This window comes from Martelella endophytica, assembly GCF_000960975.1.
GTDB lineage: Bacteria > Pseudomonadota > Alphaproteobacteria > Rhizobiales > Rhizobiaceae > Martelella > Martelella endophytica.
This window is the reverse complement of sequence record NZ_CP010803.1, coordinates 902,069-922,138: the sequence shown is the minus strand read 5'-3', so window position 1 is coordinate 922,138 and position 20,070 is coordinate 902,069. Positions and strand designations below refer to the sequence as shown.

Annotated in this window: 16 protein-coding genes; 15 read left to right on the top strand and 1 reads right to left on the bottom strand. The window is 62.6% G+C overall.

Going from position 1 to position 20,070, the window contains the following annotated elements; genetic code table 11:
* Genes TM49_RS04225 through TM49_RS04180 form a run of 10 tightly spaced genes read left to right on the top strand, consistent with a single transcriptional unit; the run spans position 1 to position 10,572 of the window.
* Positions 1–3,744, top strand: a complete 3,744-nt coding sequence (locus tag TM49_RS04225; protein ID WP_045679673.1) for a nitrate reductase subunit alpha — start codon at positions 1–3, stop codon at positions 3,742–3,744.
* The gene (gene narH / locus TM49_RS04220) at positions 3,741–5,279 is read left to right on the top strand and encodes a nitrate reductase subunit beta (RefSeq protein WP_045679672.1); all 1,539 of its coding nucleotides are present in this window, start codon (positions 3,741–3,743) and stop codon (positions 5,277–5,279) included. The genes TM49_RS04225 and narH overlap by 4 nt, the downstream gene beginning before the upstream one ends.
* Positions 5,279–5,989, top strand: a complete 711-nt coding sequence (gene narJ, locus TM49_RS04215; protein WP_045679671.1) for a nitrate reductase molybdenum cofactor assembly chaperone — start codon at positions 5,279–5,281, stop codon at positions 5,987–5,989. Before narH ends, narJ begins: the two co-directional genes overlap by 1 nt.
* A 10-nt stretch (positions 5,990–5,999) precedes the next feature.
* Positions 6,000–6,719, top strand: a complete 720-nt coding sequence (gene narI / locus TM49_RS04210) for a respiratory nitrate reductase subunit gamma (protein WP_045679670.1) — start codon at positions 6,000–6,002, stop codon at positions 6,717–6,719.
* 6 nt (positions 6,720–6,725) lie between these two features.
* Complete coding sequence (locus TM49_RS04205; protein ID WP_045679669.1) at positions 6,726–7,631, top strand: peptidylprolyl isomerase; 906 nt, start codon at positions 6,726–6,728, stop codon at positions 7,629–7,631.
* Between the two features lie 16 nt (positions 7,632–7,647).
* Positions 7,648–8,211 carry a DUF2478 domain-containing protein gene (locus tag TM49_RS04200; RefSeq protein WP_052699708.1) on the top strand — a complete coding sequence of 188 codons (564 nt, stop codon included), beginning with the start codon at positions 7,648–7,650 and terminating at the stop codon, positions 8,209–8,211.
* Positions 8,201–9,229 (top strand): GTP 3',8-cyclase MoaA, encoded by a 1,029-nt coding sequence (gene moaA, locus TM49_RS04195; RefSeq protein ID WP_045679668.1) that lies wholly within the window; start codon positions 8,201–8,203, stop codon positions 9,227–9,229. Before TM49_RS04200 ends, moaA begins: the two co-directional genes overlap by 11 nt.
* 1 nt (position 9,230) lies before the next feature.
* Complete coding sequence (mog, locus tag TM49_RS04190) at positions 9,231–9,752, top strand: molybdopterin adenylyltransferase (RefSeq protein WP_045679667.1); 522 nt, start codon at positions 9,231–9,233, stop codon at positions 9,750–9,752.
* Positions 9,753–9,781: 29 nt separating this feature from the next.
* Positions 9,782–10,285, top strand: a complete 504-nt coding sequence (locus tag TM49_RS04185; RefSeq protein ID WP_045679666.1) for a group III truncated hemoglobin — start codon at positions 9,782–9,784, stop codon at positions 10,283–10,285.
* Positions 10,282–10,572: a DUF6522 family protein gene (locus TM49_RS04180; protein WP_045679665.1), complete on the top strand. Its 291-nt coding sequence runs from the start codon at positions 10,282–10,284 to the stop codon at positions 10,570–10,572. The genes TM49_RS04185 and TM49_RS04180 overlap by 4 nt, the downstream gene beginning before the upstream one ends.
* A 3-nt stretch (positions 10,573–10,575) precedes the next feature.
* On the opposite strand, the gene TM49_RS24030 is transcribed toward TM49_RS04180, so the two are convergent.
* Positions 10,576–11,103, bottom strand: a complete 528-nt coding sequence (locus TM49_RS24030; protein ID WP_082074875.1) for a DUF488 domain-containing protein — start codon at positions 11,101–11,103, stop codon at positions 10,576–10,578.
* Positions 11,104–11,399: 296 nt separating this feature from the next.
* Here TM49_RS24030 and TM49_RS04170 point away from each other — a divergent pair, with 296 nt between their 5' ends.
* The 5 genes from TM49_RS04170 (at position 11,400) to TM49_RS04150 (ending at position 20,067) form a co-directional block, all read left to right on the top strand.
* Positions 11,400–15,194 (top strand): bifunctional nitrate reductase/sulfite reductase flavoprotein subunit alpha, encoded by a 3,795-nt coding sequence (locus TM49_RS04170; RefSeq protein ID WP_045684744.1) that lies wholly within the window; start codon positions 11,400–11,402, stop codon positions 15,192–15,194.
* A 21-nt stretch (positions 15,195–15,215) separates the two neighbouring features.
* The gene (locus tag TM49_RS04165) at positions 15,216–15,806 is read left to right on the top strand and encodes an ANTAR domain-containing response regulator (RefSeq protein ID WP_045679664.1); all 591 of its coding nucleotides are present in this window, start codon (positions 15,216–15,218) and stop codon (positions 15,804–15,806) included.
* A gap of 2 nt (positions 15,807–15,808) precedes the next feature.
* On the top strand, positions 15,809–17,029 hold the full coding sequence (locus TM49_RS04160) for a CmpA/NrtA family ABC transporter substrate-binding protein (RefSeq protein ID WP_144409470.1): 1,221 nt from the start codon (positions 15,809–15,811) through the stop codon (positions 17,027–17,029).
* A gap of 554 nt (positions 17,030–17,583) precedes the next feature.
* Complete coding sequence (locus TM49_RS04155; protein ID WP_045679662.1) at positions 17,584–18,957, top strand: CmpA/NrtA family ABC transporter substrate-binding protein; 1,374 nt, start codon at positions 17,584–17,586, stop codon at positions 18,955–18,957.
* 33 nt (positions 18,958–18,990) lie between these two features.
* A complete protein-coding gene (locus tag TM49_RS04150; protein WP_045679661.1) occupies positions 18,991–20,067 on the top strand; it encodes an ABC transporter permease in 1,077 nt (358 codons plus the stop codon).
* The last annotated feature ends 3 nt before the right edge of the window (positions 20,068–20,070 follow it).

Below are 20,070 nucleotides of genomic sequence, written 5' to 3'. Positions count from 1 at the left end.
ATGTCTCTTCTCCTCGACCGCCTCAACTTTCTGGCGCGCAAGAATGTCGGCACATTCTCCGATGGCCACGGCGTCACCACCAATGAAAACCGCGACTGGGAGGACGCCTATCGCAAGCGCTGGCAGCACGACAAGATCGTGCGCTCCACCCATGGGGTGAACTGCACGGGCTCCTGTTCGTGGAAGATTTACGTCAAGGGCGAGATCGTAACCTGGGAAACCCAGCAGACCGACTATCCGCGCACAAGGCCGGATATGCCCAACCACGAGCCGCGCGGCTGTTCGCGTGGCGCGAGCTACAGCTGGTACATGTATTCTGCCAACCGGGTGAAATACCCGCTGATCCGCGCGCGGCTCCTGAAGCTCTGGCGCAAGGAACGTGCTGACAAGAGCCCGGTCGCCGCCTGGCGCGCCATTCAGGAGGATCCGGCAAAGCGCGCCGACTATATCAAGGTGCGCGGCCTCGGCGGCTTTGTGCGCGCCACCTGGGACGAGGTCAACGAGCTCATCGCGGCGGCGAATGCCTATACCGCGAAGAGGTGGGGGCCCGACCGCGTCATCGGATTTTCGCCGATCCCGGCGATGTCGATGGTCTCTTACGCGGCCGGGTCCCGCTACCTGTCGCTGCTCGGCGGCACCTGCATGTCGTTTTACGACTGGTATTGCGACCTGCCGCCGGCCTCGCCGATGACCTGGGGTGAGCAGACCGACGTGCCGGAATCGGCCGACTGGTACAATGCCGGCTTCCTGATGCTCTGGGGCTCCAACGTGCCACAGACCCGAACGCCCGACGCGCATTTCTATACGGAGGTGCGCTACAAGGGCACGAAGTCGGTGGTCGTCTCGCCGGACTATTCGGAAGCCGCGAAATTCTCCGATCTCTGGCTGCACCCGAAACAGGGCACTGACGCGGCGCTTGCCATGGCGCTCGGCCACGTGATCCTGCGCGAGTACCACCTCGACCGGACGGTCGGCTATTTCGACGATTACTGTCGCCGCTACACCGACATGCCGATGCTGGTGCGGCTGGTGAAGAAGGACGGCCTCCTCGTGCCGGAGCGTTTCCTTCGCGCCTCCGACTTCAAGGATGGTCTCGGCGAAAGCAACAATCCCGAATGGAAGACGGTCGGCTTCGACGCAAAGACCAGTGCCGTCGTCGCGCCGCGCGGGTCGGCGGGCTATCGCTGGGGCGAGAAGGGCAAGTGGAACCTCGAGCAGAAGGATGGCGCGGGCAGCGATATCAATCTGGTGATGAGCCTTGCCGAAAAGCATGACGATGTCGAAGACGTCGCCTTCCCCTATTTCGGCAGTCGGGCGCACGACTATTTCGAGGGCACGGACCATGACGACGTTCTGGCGCGCAAGGTGCCGGTTCGCCGCGTCGCGCTGGCAGACGGCGAGGCGGTTGTCGCGACGGTGTTCGACCTGTTCGTGGCCAATTACGGGCTCGACCGTGGCTTCGGCGGCGAGAATGTCGCGACCTCCTTCGATGATGCAACGCCTTACACGCCGGCCTGGGCGGAAAAGATCACCGGCGTTCCGCGCGAACAGATCATCGCCACCGCCCGCGCCTTTGCGGGCAACGCGGAAAAGACCAATGGCCGTTCCATGGTCATTCTCGGCGCCGGGCTGAACCACTGGTACCACATGGACATGAACTACCGCGGCATCATCAACATGCTGGTGATGTGCGGCTGTATCGGGCAGTCCGGCGGCGGCTGGAGCCATTATGTCGGCCAGGAGAAGCTGCGCCCGCAGACGGGATGGCTGCCGCTGGCCTTCGGCCTCGACTGGCAGCGCCCGCCGCGCCACATGAACTCGACGTCGTTCTTCTATGCCCACACCGACCAGTGGCGCTACGAGACCGTGAAGGTGGATGAGCTTCTGTCGCCGACCGCGCCCGAAGGCCCGTGGGATGCCACGCTGATCGACTACAATATCTGCGCCGAGCGGATGGGCTGGCTGCCATCCGCCCCGCAATTGCGCGCCAACCCGCTGGAAGTCGCCCGCGCGGCGGAAGCCTCCGGCCAAAAGCCTGCCGTTTATGTGGCCGAAGCGCTGAAATCCGGCACGCTGTCCATGTCCTGCGAGGACCCGGACGCGGAGGAGAACTGGCCGCGCAACATGTTCGTGTGGCGCTCCAACCTGCTTGGCTCGTCGGGCAAGGGGCATGAATATTTCCTCAAGCACCTGCTTGGCACATCCCATGGCCTGCTCGGCAAGGACCTCGGCGACGAGGGCCGTCAGGAGGTCAAGGAGGCTGTCTGGCATGACGAGGCGCCGGAAGGAAAGCTCGACCTTCTGGTCACGCTCGATTTCCGCATGTCGACCACCTGCGTCTATTCCGACATCGTTCTGCCGACGGCGACATGGTACGAGAAGAACGACCTCAACACTTCCGACATGCACCCCTTCATCCACCCGCTGACCAGTGCGGCCGATCCGGCCTGGCAGTCGCGCTCGGACTGGGAAATCTTCAAGGGTATCGCAAAGACGTTTTCCGAGGTCGCGCCGGAAGTGCTGGGCGTCGAAAAGGATATCGTGCTGGTGCCGACCCTGCACGACACCCCCGGCGAACTGGCCCAGCCCTTCGATGTGAAGGACTGGAAGAAGGGCGAAACCGATGCGGTTCCGGGCAAGACCATGCCGACGGTTGCCGTGGTCGAGCGGGATTATCCCAATCTCTACAAGCGCTTCACCTCCGTCGGTCCGCTGCTCGATACGCTCGGCAATGGCGGCAAAGGCATTTCCTGGAACACCGAAGATGAAGTCGGCCTGCTCGGCAAGCTGAATGGCACGGTGACGGAAGAGGGCGCCTCGAAAGGCCGTCCGAGAATCGAGACCGATATCGACGCCTCCGAGGTGATCCTGTCGCTCGCGCCGGAAACCAATGGCGAGGTCGCGGTCAAGGCCTGGGAAGCGCTCTCGGCCATCACCGGGCGCGACCACACCCATCTGGCGCTTCCGAAAGAGGACGAAAAAATCCGCTTCCGCGACATCGTCGCCCAGCCGCGCAAGATCATCTCCTCGCCGACATGGTCGGGGCTGGAATCGGAAAAGGTCTGCTACAACGCCTGCTACACCAATGTTCACGAACTGATCCCGTGGCGCACGCTTTCCGGGCGGCAGCAGCTCTATCAGGACCATCTTTGGATGCGGGCCTTCGGCGAGGCCTTCTGCGTCTACCGCCCGCCGATCGATACCGGAACCGTGACGCCGGCGATCGAGGCGCGTCTCGATGGCCAGCCGCATCTGGTGCTGAACTTCATCACGCCGCACCAGAAATGGGGCATCCACTCCACCTATACCGACAACCTGCTGATGCTGACGCTCAATCGCGGCGGGCCGGTGGTGTGGATTTCCGAGCCGGATGCTGCCCGCGCCAGCATTGTCGATAATGACTGGGTCGAGGTCTACAACGCCAATGGCGCGCTCGTCGCCCGCGCGGTTGTTTCCCAACGCATGAAGGACGGCACGATCTTCATGTACCACGCGCAGGAAAAGATCGTGAACACGCCCGGCTCACCGCTGACCGGCCAGCGCGGCGGCATTCACAACTCCGTCACCCGCGTGATCCCGAAGCCCACCCACATGATCGGCGGTTACGCCCACCAGTCCTACGGTTTCAACTACTACGGGACCGTAGGCGCCAACCGCGATGAATTCGTCGTCGTCCGCAAGCTCGAAAATGTCGACTGGATGGACGATACCCCAAGCCTTGCAGAAAAGGAGGCCGCAGAATGAAGGTCCGTGCACAGATCGGCATGGTGCTCAATCTCGATAAATGCATCGGGTGCCACACCTGCTCCGTCACCTGCAAGAATGTCTGGACGAACCGCGAGGGCGTTGAATACGCCTGGTTCAACAATGTCGAGACCAAGCCGGGGATCGGCTTTCCCAAGGAATGGGAAAACCAGAAGAAGTGGAATGGTGGATGGGTTCGCAAGAAGAACGGCAGGATCGAGCCGAAGATGGGCGCCAAATGGCGCATCCTCGCCAAGATCTTCGCCAATCCCGACTTGCCGGAAATCGACGACTACTACGAACCCTTCGATTTTGATTACGGACATCTCCAGACCGCTGGCGAAAGCAAGACCATGCCAACGGCCCGGCCGCGCTCGAAGCTCACCGGTGAGCGGATGGAGAAGATCGAATGGGGTCCGAACTGGGAGGAAATCCTCGGCGGCGAATTCGAGAAGCGGTCGAAGGACGTGAATTTCGAAGGCGTGGAGAAGGAAATTTACGGCCAGTTCGAAAACACCTTCATGATGTATCTGCCGCGCCTTTGCGAGCACTGTCTGAACCCGACCTGCGTCGCCGCCTGTCCCTCCGGCGCGATCTACAAGCGCGAGGATGACGGCATTGTTCTGATCGACCAGGAAAAATGTCGCGGCTGGCGCATGTGCGTGTCGGGTTGTCCCTACAAGAAGATCTATTACAACTGGAATACCGGAAAATCGGAAAAGTGCATCTTCTGCTATCCGCGCATCGAGGCCGGACAGCCGACGGTCTGCTCGGAAACCTGTGTCGGCCGTATCCGCTATCTCGGCGTCATTCTCTACGACGCCGATCGGATCTCGGAAGCCGCCTCGACGGCAAACGAGCAGGATCTCTATGAAGAACAGCTCAAGGTGTTCCTCGATCCGAATGATCCGGCCGTCATCGAACAGGCCCGCAGGGACGGCGTGCCGGAAGACTGGCTGAAGGCGGCGAAGAATTCACCGGTCTACAAGATGGCGATCGACTGGAAGGTGGCGTTTCCGCTGCATCCGGAATACCGCACCCTGCCGATGGTCTGGTATGTACCGCCGCTCTCGCCGGTCCAGTCGGCCGCCGAAGCCGGCAAGCTTGGTCTCGATGGCGATATGCCGGACGTGAAATCGCTGCGCATCCCGGTGCGCTACCTCGCCAATCTTCTGACGGCGGGCAAGGAGGAGCCGGTGGTGAACGCGCTGGAACGCATGCTTGCCATGCGCGCCTATATGCGTTCGAAAACCGTCGACGGCGTCGACGACAAGGCGATCGCCGAACGCGTCGGCCTCACCGGCCAGATGATCGAGGACATGTACCACGTGATGGCGATTGCCAATTACGAGGACCGTTTCGTCATCCCGACCACGCACCGCGAGGTTTCCGAGGACGCTTACGATGTGCGCGGCTCCTGCGGCTTCTCCTTCGGCAATGGTTGCTCGGGCGGCAACAGCGACACCGAACTCTTCGGCGCCGGACGCCGCAAGGTGGTGCCGACGCCAACCGATATTTTCAAGGAGCAGGTCTGATGAACATTGCCCTGAAAATTACCTCCCTGCTTCTGTCCTATCCGGAGCGGGAACTGCTTGACGACCTGCCCGAGCTGAAGGCGGCGCTGGCATCCTCCGCGGTGCCGGAGGCCGTTGCCGTGGCGCTCGGCAGGCTGATCGACGATCTTGCGGGCCGCGATCTCTACGCGGTCCAGGAACGCTATGTCCATCTCTTCGACCGCACCCGTGCGCTGTCGCTGCATCTCTTTGAGCATGTCCATGGCGAAAGCCGGGATCGCGGCCAGGCCATGGTCGATCTGATGGCGCTTTACGAGACGGGCGGTTTCGAGATCGACGCCAAGGAACTGCCGGACTATCTGCCGCTGTTCCTCGAGTTTCTCTCCACCCGCCCCAGAGCTGAGGCGGAAGACCTGCTCGGCCAGACGGCGCACATCACCGAGGCGATCGGCGAGCGGCTGAAGAAGCGGGAATCCGTCTATGCATCGGTCTTCGCCGTGCTGTCCCTGCTGTCATCGGCTGAGGCTGACCAGAAGCTTCTGAAGGAGCTGATGGCCGCACCCGAAGACGATCCCGACGACCTCAAGGCGCTTGACCGCATCTGGGAGGAAGAAGCTGTCACCTTCGGCGGCAATGCCGGCGAGGGCGCGTGCGGGCCGGACCGGCTTCGAACCCGCATGCGCGCGGCAGACCGTCAACCCGGCGATGTCGCCGGCTCCGTTTCGAACTAGGAGACAGACCATGTCAGCCTATCTCAACACCCTCGTTTTCGGCATCTATCCCTATATCGCGCTCACGGTGCTGATCCTCGGCACCATTATCCGCTATGATCGCGAGCCCTATTCCTGGCGCTCTGGCTCGTCGCAACTGCTGCGACGCAAGCAGCTCATCTGGGGATCGGTGCTCTTTCACGTCGGCGTGCTGGTCATTTTCGCCGGCCACGTTGTCGGGCTGTTGACGCCGATCTGGATCTTCGATGCGCTCGGGATCAGCCACGGGGCCAAGCAGTTGCTGGCCGTCGTCGCCGGCGGCATTGCCGGGGTGATGGGCATTGTCGGCGCAACGCTGCTTGTCCATCGCCGCCTGTTCGATGCGCGGGTGAGGGCCGCTTCGACTGTCAGCGACACCATGATCATCATTCTGCTCTGGCTGCAGCTTCTGCTGGGTCTCGGCACGATCCCGGTGTCGCTGCACCATCTCGATGGCCATGAAATGGTGAAATTCATGAGCTGGGCGCAGGGAATCTTCACCTTCAACTTCGCCGCCTCATCCTACGTTGCCGAAGCGGCCTGGATCTTCAAGGCGCATATTTTGCTGGGCCTCACCATATTGCTCATCTTCCCGTTCACGCGGCTGGTGCACATGCTCAGCGTTCCGGTGCGCTACATCTGGCGTCCCGGCTATCAGGTCGCCCGGCAGAAGGGTGACGGATCACGTATCAACGGCAAACCGGCGGAGTGACGAGAAATGGTCAACCTCTTCACACCGCAACAGCCGAAGTCCTCCGGTGCCGGACCCGAGCACGGCGGCGGCTATCAGGCCGTCGACACGAAAATACCGCCGAAGGCGCGACCGGTGTTTTCCGAAATTTCCGTCAATGGCGTCGCGATCGCCGAAAGCGCCATCCTTGCCGAAGCCCAGAACCACCCGGCTGACAATCCCGGAGCGGCGCTGAAGGCTGCGGCGGAAGCGCTCGTCATCCGCGAACTGTTGCTGCAAAAGGCAGCCGAGCAGCAGGTGATCGGTACACCGGAGACAACCTCCGACGGGAAGACCGAAACCGCCGAGGATGCCGCGATCCGGGCGCTGATCGAGGCATCGGTCGATGCGCCTTCTGCCGGCGACGCCGAATGCCGCCGGTTCTACGACAACAACCGGGACCGCTTCCGCTCTGAACCGATCTTCGCGGCAAGTCATATCCTGCTTGCCGCAAACCCGGCCGACGAGGCCGCCCGGCGGCGGGCACGCGCCGAGGCCGAGCAGATGATTGCGGACCTTGAAGTAGGCACCGTTGACTTCGGCGAATTGGCGCGGGCGCGTTCGGCCTGCCCGTCGGCGCAACAGGGCGGCAATCTCGGCCAGCTTACGCCGGGCAGCACGGTGCTGGAATTCGAGGCGGTGCTGATGCGGTTGCCGGAGGGGGAGGTGACCGGTTCACCGGTTGAAACCCGCTACGGTTTCCACATCATCCGCATGGATCGGCGCATCGAGGGGGAGCAATTGCCGTTCGATGCGGTCAGGCCGCGCATTGCCGCCTGGCTGGAAGCTGCGGCCTGGTCGAAGGCGGTGCAACAGTTCATCGCGGTTCTGGCGGCGGAAGCCGAAATCGAGGGCATCGAGATCGCCGGCGCCGACGGGCCGCTGGTGCAGTAAGGCAAAGAGGTTTGTGATGGCGGACGGAAAAGGAGCGACGGGTGAATGCAAGCCGCTGGGTTTCATCCCGTTCATGCAGGATGACGCCGCCGACCGGGTCCTGGAAACGGTGGCGCGGCGGCTTATTGCGAAGGGATATCGGGTTGAAGGCCTCGTTCAGCATGCTGAGAATGTCGAGGGCCAGTGCTGCGGCGCGGTCGATCTGGAAGACATCGTCACCGGCAAACGCTGGCAGATCATGCAGGCGCTCGGCGCGCATGCGCGCGGCTGCAGGCTGGATTTCAACGCGCTTTCGGACGTGGCAGTGTTTGCCGAAGTTCGGATCAGGACGCAGCCCGACCTCCTCATTCTCAACCGTTTCGGCAAGGGGGAAGAGCGGGGCGGCGGGCTGCGCTCGGTTTTCGAGGCCGCCTTCGTGGCGGACGTGCCGATCCTGACCTCGGTGAAACAGCCCTATCTCGATGGCTGGCAGGCATTTTCAGGCGGTTTATCCGAGCCTTTGCCGGCGGATGCCGAGGCTGTCCTGACGTGGAGTTGCAAGGCGATTGGTGAAGCAAGGCGGGTGCGCGATGTGGCATGAACGCCCGACAAGAGAGGTCACACCGCGTCCGCTTGTTGACGGTTTCGGCCGGACTGCAAACTATCTCAGGCTGTCGGTCACTGACCGTTGCGACCTGCGCTGCACCTATTGCATGTCCGAGAACATGACCTTCCTGCCGCGCCGTGAGATCCTCGACCTTGAGGAGCTTTATCGGCTCGCCTGCATCTTTATGGCGCGCGGCGTGCGCAAGATCAGGATCACCGGCGGCGAGCCGCTGGTGCGCAAGAACATCATGACGCTGTTTTCCATGCTGCGCGCTCATCTAGAAACCGGCAAACTCGACGAGCTGACGCTGACGACCAACGGCACGCTGCTCGATCGCTACGCGGAGGCGCTCTTCGCCAATGGCGTGCGCCGGGTGAACGTCTCGCTCGATACGCTCGATTCCGAGCGCTATCGCGAAGTCACCCGCTGGGGGCGGATCGAACGGGTCTTTGCCGGCCTGGAGGCGGCGCAGGCGGCGGGCCTGAAGGTCAAGATCAATGCGGTTGCCATGCGCGGTCCCTTCGAGAATGAGGTGGATGACCTGATCCGCTTTACCCATTGCCGGGGCATGGACCTGACGCTGATCGAGGAAATGCCGCTCGGCGAGGGCCGGCATGATCGCCGGGAGAGCTTTCTGTCGCTGTCGAATCTGCGTGAGACGCTTTCGGAACGCTGGACGCTTGAGCCGCTTGCCGTGAGCAGCGGCGGTCCGGCGCGTTATGTGAGGGTCAGGGAAACGGGCGGCATTTTGGGGTTCATTACGCCGCTTTCCTGCGATTTCTGTACCGCGTGCAACCGCCTGCGGGTCAGTGCCACCGGCGATCTTTATACCTGCATGGGTAATGAAGGCCGGATCGGCCTCAGGGAGGCCTTGCGGGCGAGCGCCGATGACCGGCCGGTCGACGCACAGATTTCGCGTGCGGTGGCCCTGAAGCCTGAGGGACACGCGTTTTCAATTACGAATACCCACATCGATGGCATCGCGCGGACGATGTCCGTGCTTGGAGGATAAGATGCTGATTGTCGCACTGACCATTTCCGACCGCGCCAGCCGCGGTGAATATGAAGATCAAAGCGGCGCCATGATCGTGACCTGGCTGGCTGAAACCATCACGTCGCCCTATACCCTGAACCGCGTCATCATGCCGGACGGGGTTGCCTCGGTGCGGGATACGCTGACGGAGCTGTGCGACAACGTTCGCGCCGACCTGATCCTGACCACCGGCGGCACGGGCCCTGCGCCGCGCGATGAGACGCCGGAAGCCATGAAGGCCGTAATGGAAAAGGAACTGCCGGGCTTTGGTGAACTGATGCGGCGCATCAGCCTGGAACAGGCCCCGACGGCCATCCTCTCGCGCCAGACCGCCGGCGTGCGCGGAAAGAGCCTGATCGTCAACCTGCCGGGCCGCCCGGCCTCGATAAGGCTTTGCCTGAACGCGGTCTTTCCGGCAATTCCCTATTGCCTCGATCTGATCGGCGCAGGACCGATCGAGACGGACCCTGCAAGGGTCAAGGCGCATCGCCCGCCGGGCTGAAACCGGGCATTCGTGAAGGAGAATCAGATATGAACGGACGATCCGCGCCGGAGCGTACCGTGATCATCGACGGCAAGCCGCTTCCCGAGGTTCTGGACGAAGCGATGATCGCCGCCGTAGTGCACGACTTTTATGACCGTATCCGCGAAGACCCACTGCTCGGGCCGGTCTTCAATAGCCGGATCGCCGCCGATGACTGGCCGCGCCATCTTGGGCGGATGTGCGACTTCTGGTCGGCGACGCTGTTGCGCACGGCGCGCTATCAGGGCCGTCCGCTGCCGCCGCATCTTGCGATCCCCGAGCTCGAAAGGCGGCATTTCGAGCGTTGGCTGCAGCTTTTTGCCGAAACTGTTGACACGTTCTGTCCGGAAGAGGTGGCTTCGCTGTTTCTCGACAGGGCCATGCGGATTGCCCATTCCTTCCGTCTGGCGATCGGCTTTCATCGCGGCGAGGATACGACAGGATTGTGCCCGATCGGGTATGGCGATCTTGTCCGTCCCGCGGGGCAGGTGACAAACGGGGAGGGAGCATGACTGCTCAGGAAACCGGGGCGTTCATCGTGCGCAATGCAGATGGGCAGTTTGAAATCAGCGCGGAGAGGCTCGCCCATCGCTTTGGTCTCAGTGTCGACGATCTGCACGCGATGACAGCGCGCGGGCTGGTGCGGTCTTCGGTGGAGCAGGGAGATGGCGATGACGAGGGACACTGGCGCCTGTCATTCCGCATCGGCAACCGCCGCTGGCGACTGACCGTGCGTGAGGATGGCATGATAGCAGGCGACGAGTTCAGCATCGTCTCGTCTGGCGGGCGTTCGCCGTAAGCGCTATCGAGAGCGATCGGACTTGGGGATGGAAGGCTCTCCATCGATCTCGCGATGTGCAGGTTCGCCGCTGTCGCCGCCGCTTTCCGTTCCGAGCCAGGACGCGTCGAGCTCGTGCAGAAAACAGGGCGGCGAGGAAACTTCCACCGCGATCTCTCTCGGCCGATCCGCCTCGGCCTGGCGCCCGCTTTTTTCCGTGATGACGGCCGCCAGTACGCGCGCGTGGTTGATGCGTTGGTCGCGGGCGCCATAGAGCAATGTCACGGTGTTTTCCTCGCTTTCAGCGCACAGCTCATCAAGCGCGCCATTTTCCGCAAGCTCCGCGCGATAGCGCCGTTGAAAATCGTCCCACCGGTCTTCCCGGTGCGCGAACCATTTTCGCAGGTCGCTTGAGGGCGCGACCTCCTTTGCCCAGAGATCGACGCGGGCCTTGTCCTTCGTAAGCCCGCGCGGCCAGAGGCGGTCAACGAGAACGCGCAGGCCGTCCGCCTTGTCGGGTTCGTCGTAGACCCGTTTGATCTTTACCGGCATCGCGCTGTTATCCTTCCTTGTGGTGGCCCGCTTCCGCAATTCAGCCGGCGGACTTGAAAGTCGCCGCGTGTCGGACTATCGTTGAACCTATCAATGTCCAATGGCGGGCATTCCATCGCAAAGCTGCGGATCCGAGAACCGTTTCCTTGAAAGGGAGCGCTTCGAACGATGCCGCGGCTTTTTTGTTTTCATTTTAGACAGCGAGGAAAGCCGATGCCACCCCGGCATGTGAACCATTCTGCGCGTCATCTCCGGTTCCCGTTAGTCGTCGGCGCTCTGCAACGCAGGGGGTGGCGATGGGCGTAGAAACCGTCAAGAGCGTCTGTCCCTATTGCGGCGTCGGCTGCGGCGTGGTGCTCGATGTCGAGGACGGGCGGATTGTCAGGCTCTCCGGCGACAAGGACCATCCGGCCAATCGCGGGCGGCTCTGCACCAAGGGCAAGACCGCGCATGAGGCGATCGCCGCGCCCGGCCGTCTCGAAGGAGCGCTTGTCCGGGGCGAGGGCGTTGCGCCGGAAGCCGTATCCATCGATGCGGCGATCGCCGAGACGGCCGGAAGGCTGCGCTCCATTGCCGATGAACACGGGCCGGACGCGGTTGCCCTTTATGTCTCCGGCCAGATGTCGATGGAGGCGCAGTACCTCGCCAACAAGCTCGCCAAGGGGTTTTTGCGCACGCGCCATATCGAATCCAACTCACGTCTTTGCATGGCCAGCGCGGGTTCCGGCTACAAGCTCTCTCTGGGCGCGGACGCGCCGCCGGGATCCTATGACGACATCGAGAAGGCCGATCTGTTTCTGGTGATCGGCTCGAACATGGCCGACTGCCATCCGATCCTGTTTCTAAGGATGATGGACCGGGTCAGGCAGGGTGCGAAGCTGATCGTCGTTGATCCGCGGCGCACCGCCACCGCCGAGAAGGCCGATTTGTATCTCGCGCCGAAACCCGGAACCGATCTCGCGCTTTTCAACGGCATCCTGCATCTGATTGTCGAGGCAGGGGGCATCGATCAGGCCTTCATCGACGCCCATACCGATGGCTGGGCGGATATGCTGGGCTTCCTCGCCGACTATGCGCCGGAACGCGTGGCAGCGATCACCGGCCTCTCCGCCGAGAGCATCAAGGCCGCTGCCGCGCTCTTGCTGTCCGCAGGCGGGTTCATGACGCTCTGGACCATGGGGCTCAATCAGTCGGTCCAGGGCACGTTCAACACCAATGCGATCTGCAATCTGCATCTTGCAACGGGAAAGATCTGTCGACCCGGCAGCGGTCCCTTCTCGCTGACCGGGCAGCCGAATGCCATGGGCGGGCGCGAAATGGGTTATATGGGGCCCGGCCTGCCGGGGCAGCGCTCGGCGCTGGTGGAGGCCGACCGGCGCTTTTGCGAGGCGCGCTGGAGCATCGCGCCCGGCATCATCCGTGCCGAGGAGGGAACGGGCACCATTGCCATGTTCGAGGCGATGGCGGCGGGCGACATCAAGGCGGCGTGGATCATCTGCACCAATCCGGTCGCAAGCGTCTCCAATCGCAAGACGGTGACGGCGGCGCTCGATCGGGCGGCGTTCGTGGTGGTCCAGGATGCCTTTGCCGAGACCGAGACAACGCCCTATGCCGATATCCTTCTGCCGGCGGCGGTGTCGTTCGAAGCCGACGGCGTGATGGTCAATTCCGAGCGCAACATGGCGCTGACAGCGGCGGCAGCGAAAGCTCCTGGCGCGGCGTTGCCGGACTGGCAGATCATCGCGAAAGTCGCCTGCGCCATGGGCTATGAGGACGCCTTCACCTATGACAGCGCGGCAGAGGTCTTCGAGGAGATCCGGCAGTTCTCCAACCCCGCGACCGGTTACGACATTTCCGGCGTCACGCATGAGCGGCTGCGCAACGGCAGCATCCAGTGGCCGGCATCCCAGACCGGCCAAACCACGCGCAATCCGATCCGCTACCGCGCGCCGGATAGAGGATTGAAATTCGCCACCGAAAGCGGCCGGGCGAAATTCTGGCCGCGTCCGCATTCCGGCCCGGCCGAAATGCCGGATGACGATTATCCGTTGATCCTTAACACCGGTCGCCTGCAGCACCAGTGGCATACCATGACCAAGACCGGCAAGGTTGCCAAGCTGAACAAGCTCAACGCCGCGCCCTTCATCGAGATCAACCCGACCGATGCGGCGGCGCTTGCGATTGGCGACAATGACCGCGTTTCGGTGACTTCGCGCCACGGTAGCGCGGTGCTGCCCGTTATCATCACCGAGAGGGTCTCGCCGGGCACTCTGTTCGCGCCGTTTCACTGGAACGACGTGTTCGGCGATCAACTGGCGGTCAATGCAGTGACCGGCGATGCCGTCGATCCGATTTCGCTGCAGCCGGAGTTCAAGGTGACGGCGGTCGCGCTCGCCCGCGTGGCGGCGGCGGAGCCCGATGCGCCGACGGATGCGCGGCGCAAGGCTGAGGACATGCCCGCCGAAATTGATGCCAGGCAGAGAGACGAGGACCCGACACAGCCAAAAGTCTCCGTGTTTTTCGCCTCGCAGACGGGAACTGCGGAAATGGCGGCCTCCGATCTCTGTGGTGCGCTTGGCGCGGCAGGTTACCGTATGGTGTTGCGTCCGCTCGACGCCGTCTCGCTGGATAATCTTGCGACCAAAGACCCGGTGCTTTTCATCGTCAGCACCTTCGGCGATGGCGACCCGCCCGATCATGCGGCCGATTTCTGGGCAACGCTTTCGCGCGAGGATTCACCTCGACTTGAGGACCTCAGCTATACCGTGGTGGCGATGGGCGACAGTTCCTATGATCAGTTCTGCGGTTTCGGGCGGAAACTGGATTCCCGACTTGAAGCGCTCGGCGCGGCGCGTCTGGCGGCCTGCCGCACGCTGGATGCGGGCGAGGAGACGGACGCGGTTGCAGCGGCGATGGCCGCTCTTTCCGTGCCTTCGAAAGGCGCAGCCGCAGCGGAGCCCGGCTCCCGGCCCAATGGGCGAAAGCCAACCGAAACCCTGGCGGCCAGGCTCAGCGTCAACCGGTTGCTGAGCGGTTCCGGCAGCGCCAAGGAGGTGCGCCAGTTCGGGTTTCAGGTCGATGGCGCGGCGGCTTACGAGGCGGGCGATGCGCTTTCCATCATGCCGCGCAACTGTCCCGAGCTTGTCGATGAAATCCTGGCCTCTCTGCAATTGCCGGCGGAAACGCCAATCTCCGGGATCAACGGCCATGACATCGGGATCGGCGAGGCCTTGCGCGATCATTTCGAGATCGGCCAGCCGCATTCGGGTTTCCTCGAATGGTGGGCGGATGTCAGCGGCGATGAAACGCTGAAGACGCTCACAGGCACGGCCGACCGGAACGCCCTCAATGACTGGCTGTGGGGCCGGCAGATCGCGGACATTGTCGCCATCGCGCCGAAACCCGTCGACGGGCAGGCATTCTGCGACCATCTGAAAAAGCTCAAGCCGCGGCTTTACTCGATCGCCTCCAGTCCGAAGGCGAGTCCGGACGAAATCCATCTGACGGTTTCGGTGCTGCGCCATGCCCGACACGGCAAGAGCCGCAAGGGCGTGGCCTCGGCGTTTCTGGCCGACAGGGCGGCGGAGGCGCCGGTGCACGTTTCGGTGAAGAAACAGGCGCATTTCCGCCCGCCTGCCGATCCGGGAGCTGCGGCGATCATGGTCGGGCCGGGCACCGGCATCGCGCCGTTCCGCGCCTTTCTGCAGGACCGTGAGGCGGCAGGGGCGACCGGGCCCAACTGGCTGTTCTTCGGCGAGCAGTCTCGCGAGAGCGGCTACTACTATCGTGACGAGATCGAGGCCTGGCTTGCGGGCGGCCTGCTCACCCGGTTCGACACCGCCTTTTCGCGCGACCAGGCGGAGAAGATCTATGTCCAGCACCGCATGGCGGAAAACGGCCGCGAGATATGGAAGTGGCTGCAGGAGGGTGCGCACTTCTATGTCTGCGGCGATGCGAGCCGCATGGCAAAGGATGTTGATGCATCGCTGAAAACCATCGCCCGGACGCATGGCGGGCTTTCGCCCAAGGCAGCCGAGGGCTACGTTAGGTCGCTCGCCCGGGAAAAGCGCTATATGCGTGATGTCTACTGAACCTATTGCGGAAGCCGTCTCATGAACACCAGTGATCTGGCGATCCTTGTCATCGATGAAAATGCGATCCGCGCCGCCATTATCAGGGACGGGCTGCTCAAGGCCGGCCACCATAATGTCACCGTCGTCGAGGAGCTGGTCGGCGTCGCCCGGACGATCGAGCGCCTGTCGCCGGATGTGATCGTGATCGACATCGAAAACCCCAATAGAGACATGCTCGAAAGCCTGTTCGTGCTGTCGCGATCGGTGAAGAAGCCGATTGCGATGTTCGTCGATCGCTCCGATGCCGAAACCATTCATGCGGCGGTCGAGGCCGGGGTTTCGGCCTATGTCGTCGACGGGCTGAAACAGGAAAGGGTCAAGCCGATCCTCGACATGGCGATTTCCCGTTTCAACGCGTTTTCGCGCATGGCGCAGGAACTGGAGGCGGCGAAGAGCCAGCTTGAAAACCGCAAGGTTGTCGACCGTGCCAAGGCGTTGCTGATGAAATCGCGCGGCATGGACGAGGAAAAGGCCTATGCGCTGCTGCGGCGCACGGCGATGGATCAGAACCGCAAGATTGTCGATGTGGCGCAGAGCCTGATTATGACGTTCGAGATGCTGGAGAGATGAAGATGCAGGACCTTTCAATCGGATTTGTGCCGCTTCTCGACAGCGCCATCGTTCTGGCCGCCGAGGCGAAAGGTTTTTTCGTCGAGGAGGGACTGAATGTCCGCCTGACGCGGGAAACCTCGTGGAGCGCGATCCGCGACCGGCTGGCCGTCGGCAGCCTGCAGGCCGCTCATGTGCTGGCGCCGATGCCGATCGCGGCCAATCTCGGCCTGTTTCCGCTGTCGCCGAAACTGGTGGCGCCAATTGCTCTCGGGCTTGGCGGCAATGCGGTGACGGTGTCGGCGGCCCTTGGCGCGGCGATGGAGGCGGAGGGCGATGAAAGCGACCTCGATCCCGCCAGGGCGGGCGCCGCGCTGAAGCGGGTGATCGCGGCCAGAAAGACACAGGGTCTGCCGCCGCTGCGCTTCGGCGTTGTCTACGTATTTTCCGGGCACAATCTCGAACTGCGCTACTGGCTCGCGGCCAACGGCATCGATCCCGATCGGGACATCGAAATCGTGGTGCTGCCGCCGCCCTTCATGCCGGACGCGATCGAGGCCGGGCGGATCGATGGCTATTGCGCCGGCGAGCCGTGGAACACGATTGCCGCGCGGCGCGGCGCGGCGCGGATCGTCACCGTCAAGGCGAAGATCTGGCGGTCCAGCCCGGAGAAGGTGCTGGCCCTGCCGGCCGATTTTGCCGTCCAAAACGAGGAGACCGTGGCGGCGCTGCTGCGCAGCCTCTACCGGGCGTCGGCATGGTCGGCCAGGCCCGAAAACCATGGCGAACTGGCGGCAATCCTCTCCGAACCGCATCACCTCAATGTCGATGCCGCGGTGCTGCAGCCGCTGCTTTCCGGCACGGTCGCGATCAGCGAAACGGCGGACCGCGCGGTCGAGGATTTCTTCCTGACCTCCGCCAAGGCCGCGACCTTCCCCTGGCAGAGCCATGCGCTCTGGTTCTACAGCCAGCTTGTGCGCTGGGGGCTTTGCGATCACTCGGCCGCAAACGCCGCGATCGCGAAAATGAGCTATCGGCCGGATATTTATCGCAAGGCGTTGCAGCCACTGCATACACCGCTGCCGGGCGCAAGCCTGAAGGTGGAAGGCGCGCTCAAGGTGCCGACGCCCGTGGGGGCGAGCGCCGGTGGCCTCATTCTCGGCCCGGATGGCTTTTTCGACGGGCAGATATTCGACCCCGATCAGGTGGGTGCCTACATCGCACAGCAGAGGGCGGCGATCTGAGCACGCTGCTGACAAAGCCCGCGCCACACTTCGTCTTCATGCTCGGGCCTGCCCCGAGCATCTAGGCACGTCTCAATGCGACAGGCTGGTCGGATAAAAAGTCTGTTTGAATACAGTCTATTATGAAATGCCTACGCCGTTCGTGCGGAACTGTGGTTAGATCCTTGGGACAAGCTCACTGCTGTCCGGTTTAGCCATCTGTCGTGTTTCCTTGCTGGCCATTCTACCCCTCCACCTGCATCATGCTCGGGCTTGACCCGAGGATGACCCGGTATGGGTAGGGTGGGGTTTATCAGCCGAGACCTCAGTATGCTCTTCTCGAATGCAAGTGCATAAAATATAGGCAGTATTCTGCTGAAGATATTTTTTATGCAAAAATCTGCTGATGCCGCTTGTCTGAAGCGACATAGTGTGTTTCCATAAGTCTCAAGAATTCGGCGCCCAATGGAGGGTGCCAGGCAACGCCGCCAACGCATTCGAGCCAGAACTGGCCCGAGGACCGTTAGGCGGCTTTTTTCGTTTTTCCGACATTCCCGATCCATCTGGAGGACGCCATGCGCCATTTCCTTTGCTCCGTCACCATGCTCTGTTCGCTCGCCGTCACGGCCGCGGGCGCCCATGCCGAAATGCTGTTTCCGGAAAAGGACGAACTCACCATCGGCTTCATCAAGCTGACGGACATGGCGCCGCTGGCGATCGCCAAGGAGATGCATTTCTTCGAGGATGAGGGCCTCTACGTGACGCTCGAGGCGCAGGCGAACTGGAAGGTGCTGCTCGACCGGGTGATCACCGGGGAGCTCGACGGCGCGCATATGCTGGCCGGCCAGCCGCTGGCGGCGACTATCGGTTATGGCACCAAGGCGGATATCGTCACGCCGTTCTCGATGGATCTGAACGGCAATGCGATCACGGTTTCCAATGCGGTCTGGGACCAGATGAAGGAGAATATTCCTGCAGGTCCCGATGGCAAGCCGGAACATCCAATCAAGGCCGATGCGCTGAAGCCGGTGGTCGAGGCCTACCGGGCCGAGGGCAAGCCGTTCAAGATGGGCATGGTCTTCCCGGTCTCCACCCATAATTACGAGCTGCGCTACTGGCTTGCTGCTGGCGGCATCAATCCCGGCTATTATTCGCCGAGCGATGTCTCCGGCCAGATCCAGGCCGATGCGCTGCTTTCCGTCACCCCGCCGCCGCAGATGCCGGCGACGATGGAAGCGGGAACCATCGATGGCTATTGCGTCGGCGAGCCGTGGAACCAGGCGGCCGTGTTCAAAGGCATCGGCGTGCCGGTGGTCACCGATTACGATATCTGGAAGAACAACCCGGAAAAGGTCTTCGGCCTGACGAAGGAGTTCACCGAGAAATACCCGCAGACCACGCTTGGGCTCACCAAGGCCCTGATCCGGGCCGCCATGTGGCTCGATGAAAACAACAACGCCAATCGCGAGGAAGCGGTCGAAATCCTGTCGCGGCCGGAATATGTCGGGGCCGATGCCGAGGTGATCGCCAATTCGATGACCGGCACCTTCGAATATGAGAAGGGCGACAAGCGCCCGGCCGCAGACTTCAATGTCTTCTTCCGCCACTATGCCACCTATCCCTATTATTCCGACGCCGTCTGGTACCTCACCCAGATGCGCCGCTGGGGTCAGATCGCCGAGCCCAAGGAAGACGGCTGGTATGACGATGTCGCCCGCTCGGTCTATCTGCCGGAACTCTATCTGGAAGCGGCCCGCCAGCTGATCGACGAGGGCCATGCCGGGGAGGCCGACTTCCCCTTCAGCACCGACGGCTACAAGCCCGCAACCAGCGAATTCATCGACGGCGTCACCTATGACGGTCGCCATCCGAACGCCTATCTCGACAGCTTCCCGATCGGCCTGAAGGGCGACGAGATCGTCGACGGCAACAAGATCGCCGGCCGCTGAGCACCGCTGAAACCAACGGAAAGCAGAGACATCATGACGATCGCGACAGACATGATCGATCCCGAGATTGCGGTGCGGCGTGAACGGCGCATCGCCCGGATCAACCGGGCCGGCAAAGTGCTCGGCCCCTTCGGCCTCGGCTTCGTCGTGCCGCTGCTGAAGCTTGCCGCCGGCGACACGCCGTCGGAACAATGGGCGGATCTGAAGCAGATGCTGCTGGTTCCGCTTGTGGGCATCCTCGCCTTCCTCGCGGCCTGGGCTTATTTCGCGCCGAAGGTCGAGACCTCGCTCGGCGCCATCCCTGGCCCCGCGGCGGTGTTCCATCAGGCCGAGGTGCTGACGGACGATCATTTCGCCGAGCGGCAGAAGGCCGAGGAATTCTACGCCCGCCAGGACGAGCGCAACCAGATGCTGATTGCCGAGGGCTATGCCGACCGCGTGAAAGTGCGGCCCTATACCGGCAAACCGACCTATCTGGACCAGATCTGGACCTCGCTGATGACGGTCGCGCTCGGCTTTTTCATCGGCACGGCGATCGCCGTTCCCGTCGGCATCGCCTGCGGGCTATCGAAGACCTTCGAGGGTGCGATCAATCCGCTGATCCAGCTGTTCAAGCCGGTTTCGCCGCTCGCCTGGCTGCCGATCGTGACCATGGTGGTCGCCGCGCTTTACCAGAACCCGAGCGACCTCCTGCCGAAATCCATGGTGATTTCCGCCGTCACTGTGACGCTCTGTTCCATCTGGCCGACGATCATCAACACGGCGCTCGGCGTCGCATCGATTGAACGCGATCTCGTCAATGTCGGCAAGGTGCTGCAGCTTTCCACCTGGACGACGATCCGCAAGCTGGTGCTGCCGTCCTCGCTGCCGCTGATCTTCACCGGCATGCGGTTGTCCCTCGGTGTTGGCTGGATGGTGCTGATTGCCGCGGAAATGCTGGCGCAGAACCCCGGTCTCGGCAAGTTCGTCTGGGACGAGTTTCAGAACGGTTCCTCGGATTCGCTCGCCCGCATTATGGTCGCGGTGATCACCATTGGCCTGATCGGCTTTTTCCTCGACCGGGTGATGTTCGCGCTGCAGACCGCCTTCACCTATTCGGCGAACCGGTAAGGA

Bases quoted from the DNA above. Each gene is read 5' to 3' on its own strand.
- TM49_RS04225 (WP_045679673.1), top strand. From the start codon at position 1: ATGTCTCTTCTCCTCGACCGCCTCAACTTTCTGGCGCGCAAGAATGTC.
- narH (WP_045679672.1), top strand. From the start codon at position 3,741: ATGAAGGTCCGTGCACAGATCGGCATGGTGCTCAATCTCGATAAATGC.
- narJ (WP_045679671.1), top strand. From the start codon at position 5,279: ATGAACATTGCCCTGAAAATTACCTCCCTGCTTCTGTCCTATCCGGAG.
- narI (WP_045679670.1), top strand. From the start codon at position 6,000: ATGTCAGCCTATCTCAACACCCTCGTTTTCGGCATCTATCCCTATATC.
- TM49_RS04205 (WP_045679669.1), top strand. From the start codon at position 6,726: ATGGTCAACCTCTTCACACCGCAACAGCCGAAGTCCTCCGGTGCCGGA.
- TM49_RS04200 (WP_052699708.1), top strand. From the start codon at position 7,648: ATGGCGGACGGAAAAGGAGCGACGGGTGAATGCAAGCCGCTGGGTTTC.
- moaA (WP_045679668.1), top strand. From the start codon at position 8,201: ATGTGGCATGAACGCCCGACAAGAGAGGTCACACCGCGTCCGCTTGTT.
- mog (WP_045679667.1), top strand. From the start codon at position 9,231: ATGCTGATTGTCGCACTGACCATTTCCGACCGCGCCAGCCGCGGTGAA.
- TM49_RS04185 (WP_045679666.1), top strand. From the start codon at position 9,782: ATGAACGGACGATCCGCGCCGGAGCGTACCGTGATCATCGACGGCAAG.
- TM49_RS04180 (WP_045679665.1), top strand. From the start codon at position 10,282: ATGACTGCTCAGGAAACCGGGGCGTTCATCGTGCGCAATGCAGATGGG.
- TM49_RS24030 (WP_082074875.1), bottom strand. From the start codon at position 11,103: ATGCCGGTAAAGATCAAACGGGTCTACGACGAACCCGACAAGGCGGAC.
- TM49_RS04170 (WP_045684744.1), top strand. From the start codon at position 11,400: ATGGGCGTAGAAACCGTCAAGAGCGTCTGTCCCTATTGCGGCGTCGGC.
- TM49_RS04165 (WP_045679664.1), top strand. From the start codon at position 15,216: ATGAACACCAGTGATCTGGCGATCCTTGTCATCGATGAAAATGCGATC.
- TM49_RS04160 (WP_144409470.1), top strand. From the start codon at position 15,809: ATGCAGGACCTTTCAATCGGATTTGTGCCGCTTCTCGACAGCGCCATC.
- TM49_RS04155 (WP_045679662.1), top strand. From the start codon at position 17,584: ATGCGCCATTTCCTTTGCTCCGTCACCATGCTCTGTTCGCTCGCCGTC.
- TM49_RS04150 (WP_045679661.1), top strand. From the start codon at position 18,991: ATGACGATCGCGACAGACATGATCGATCCCGAGATTGCGGTGCGGCGT.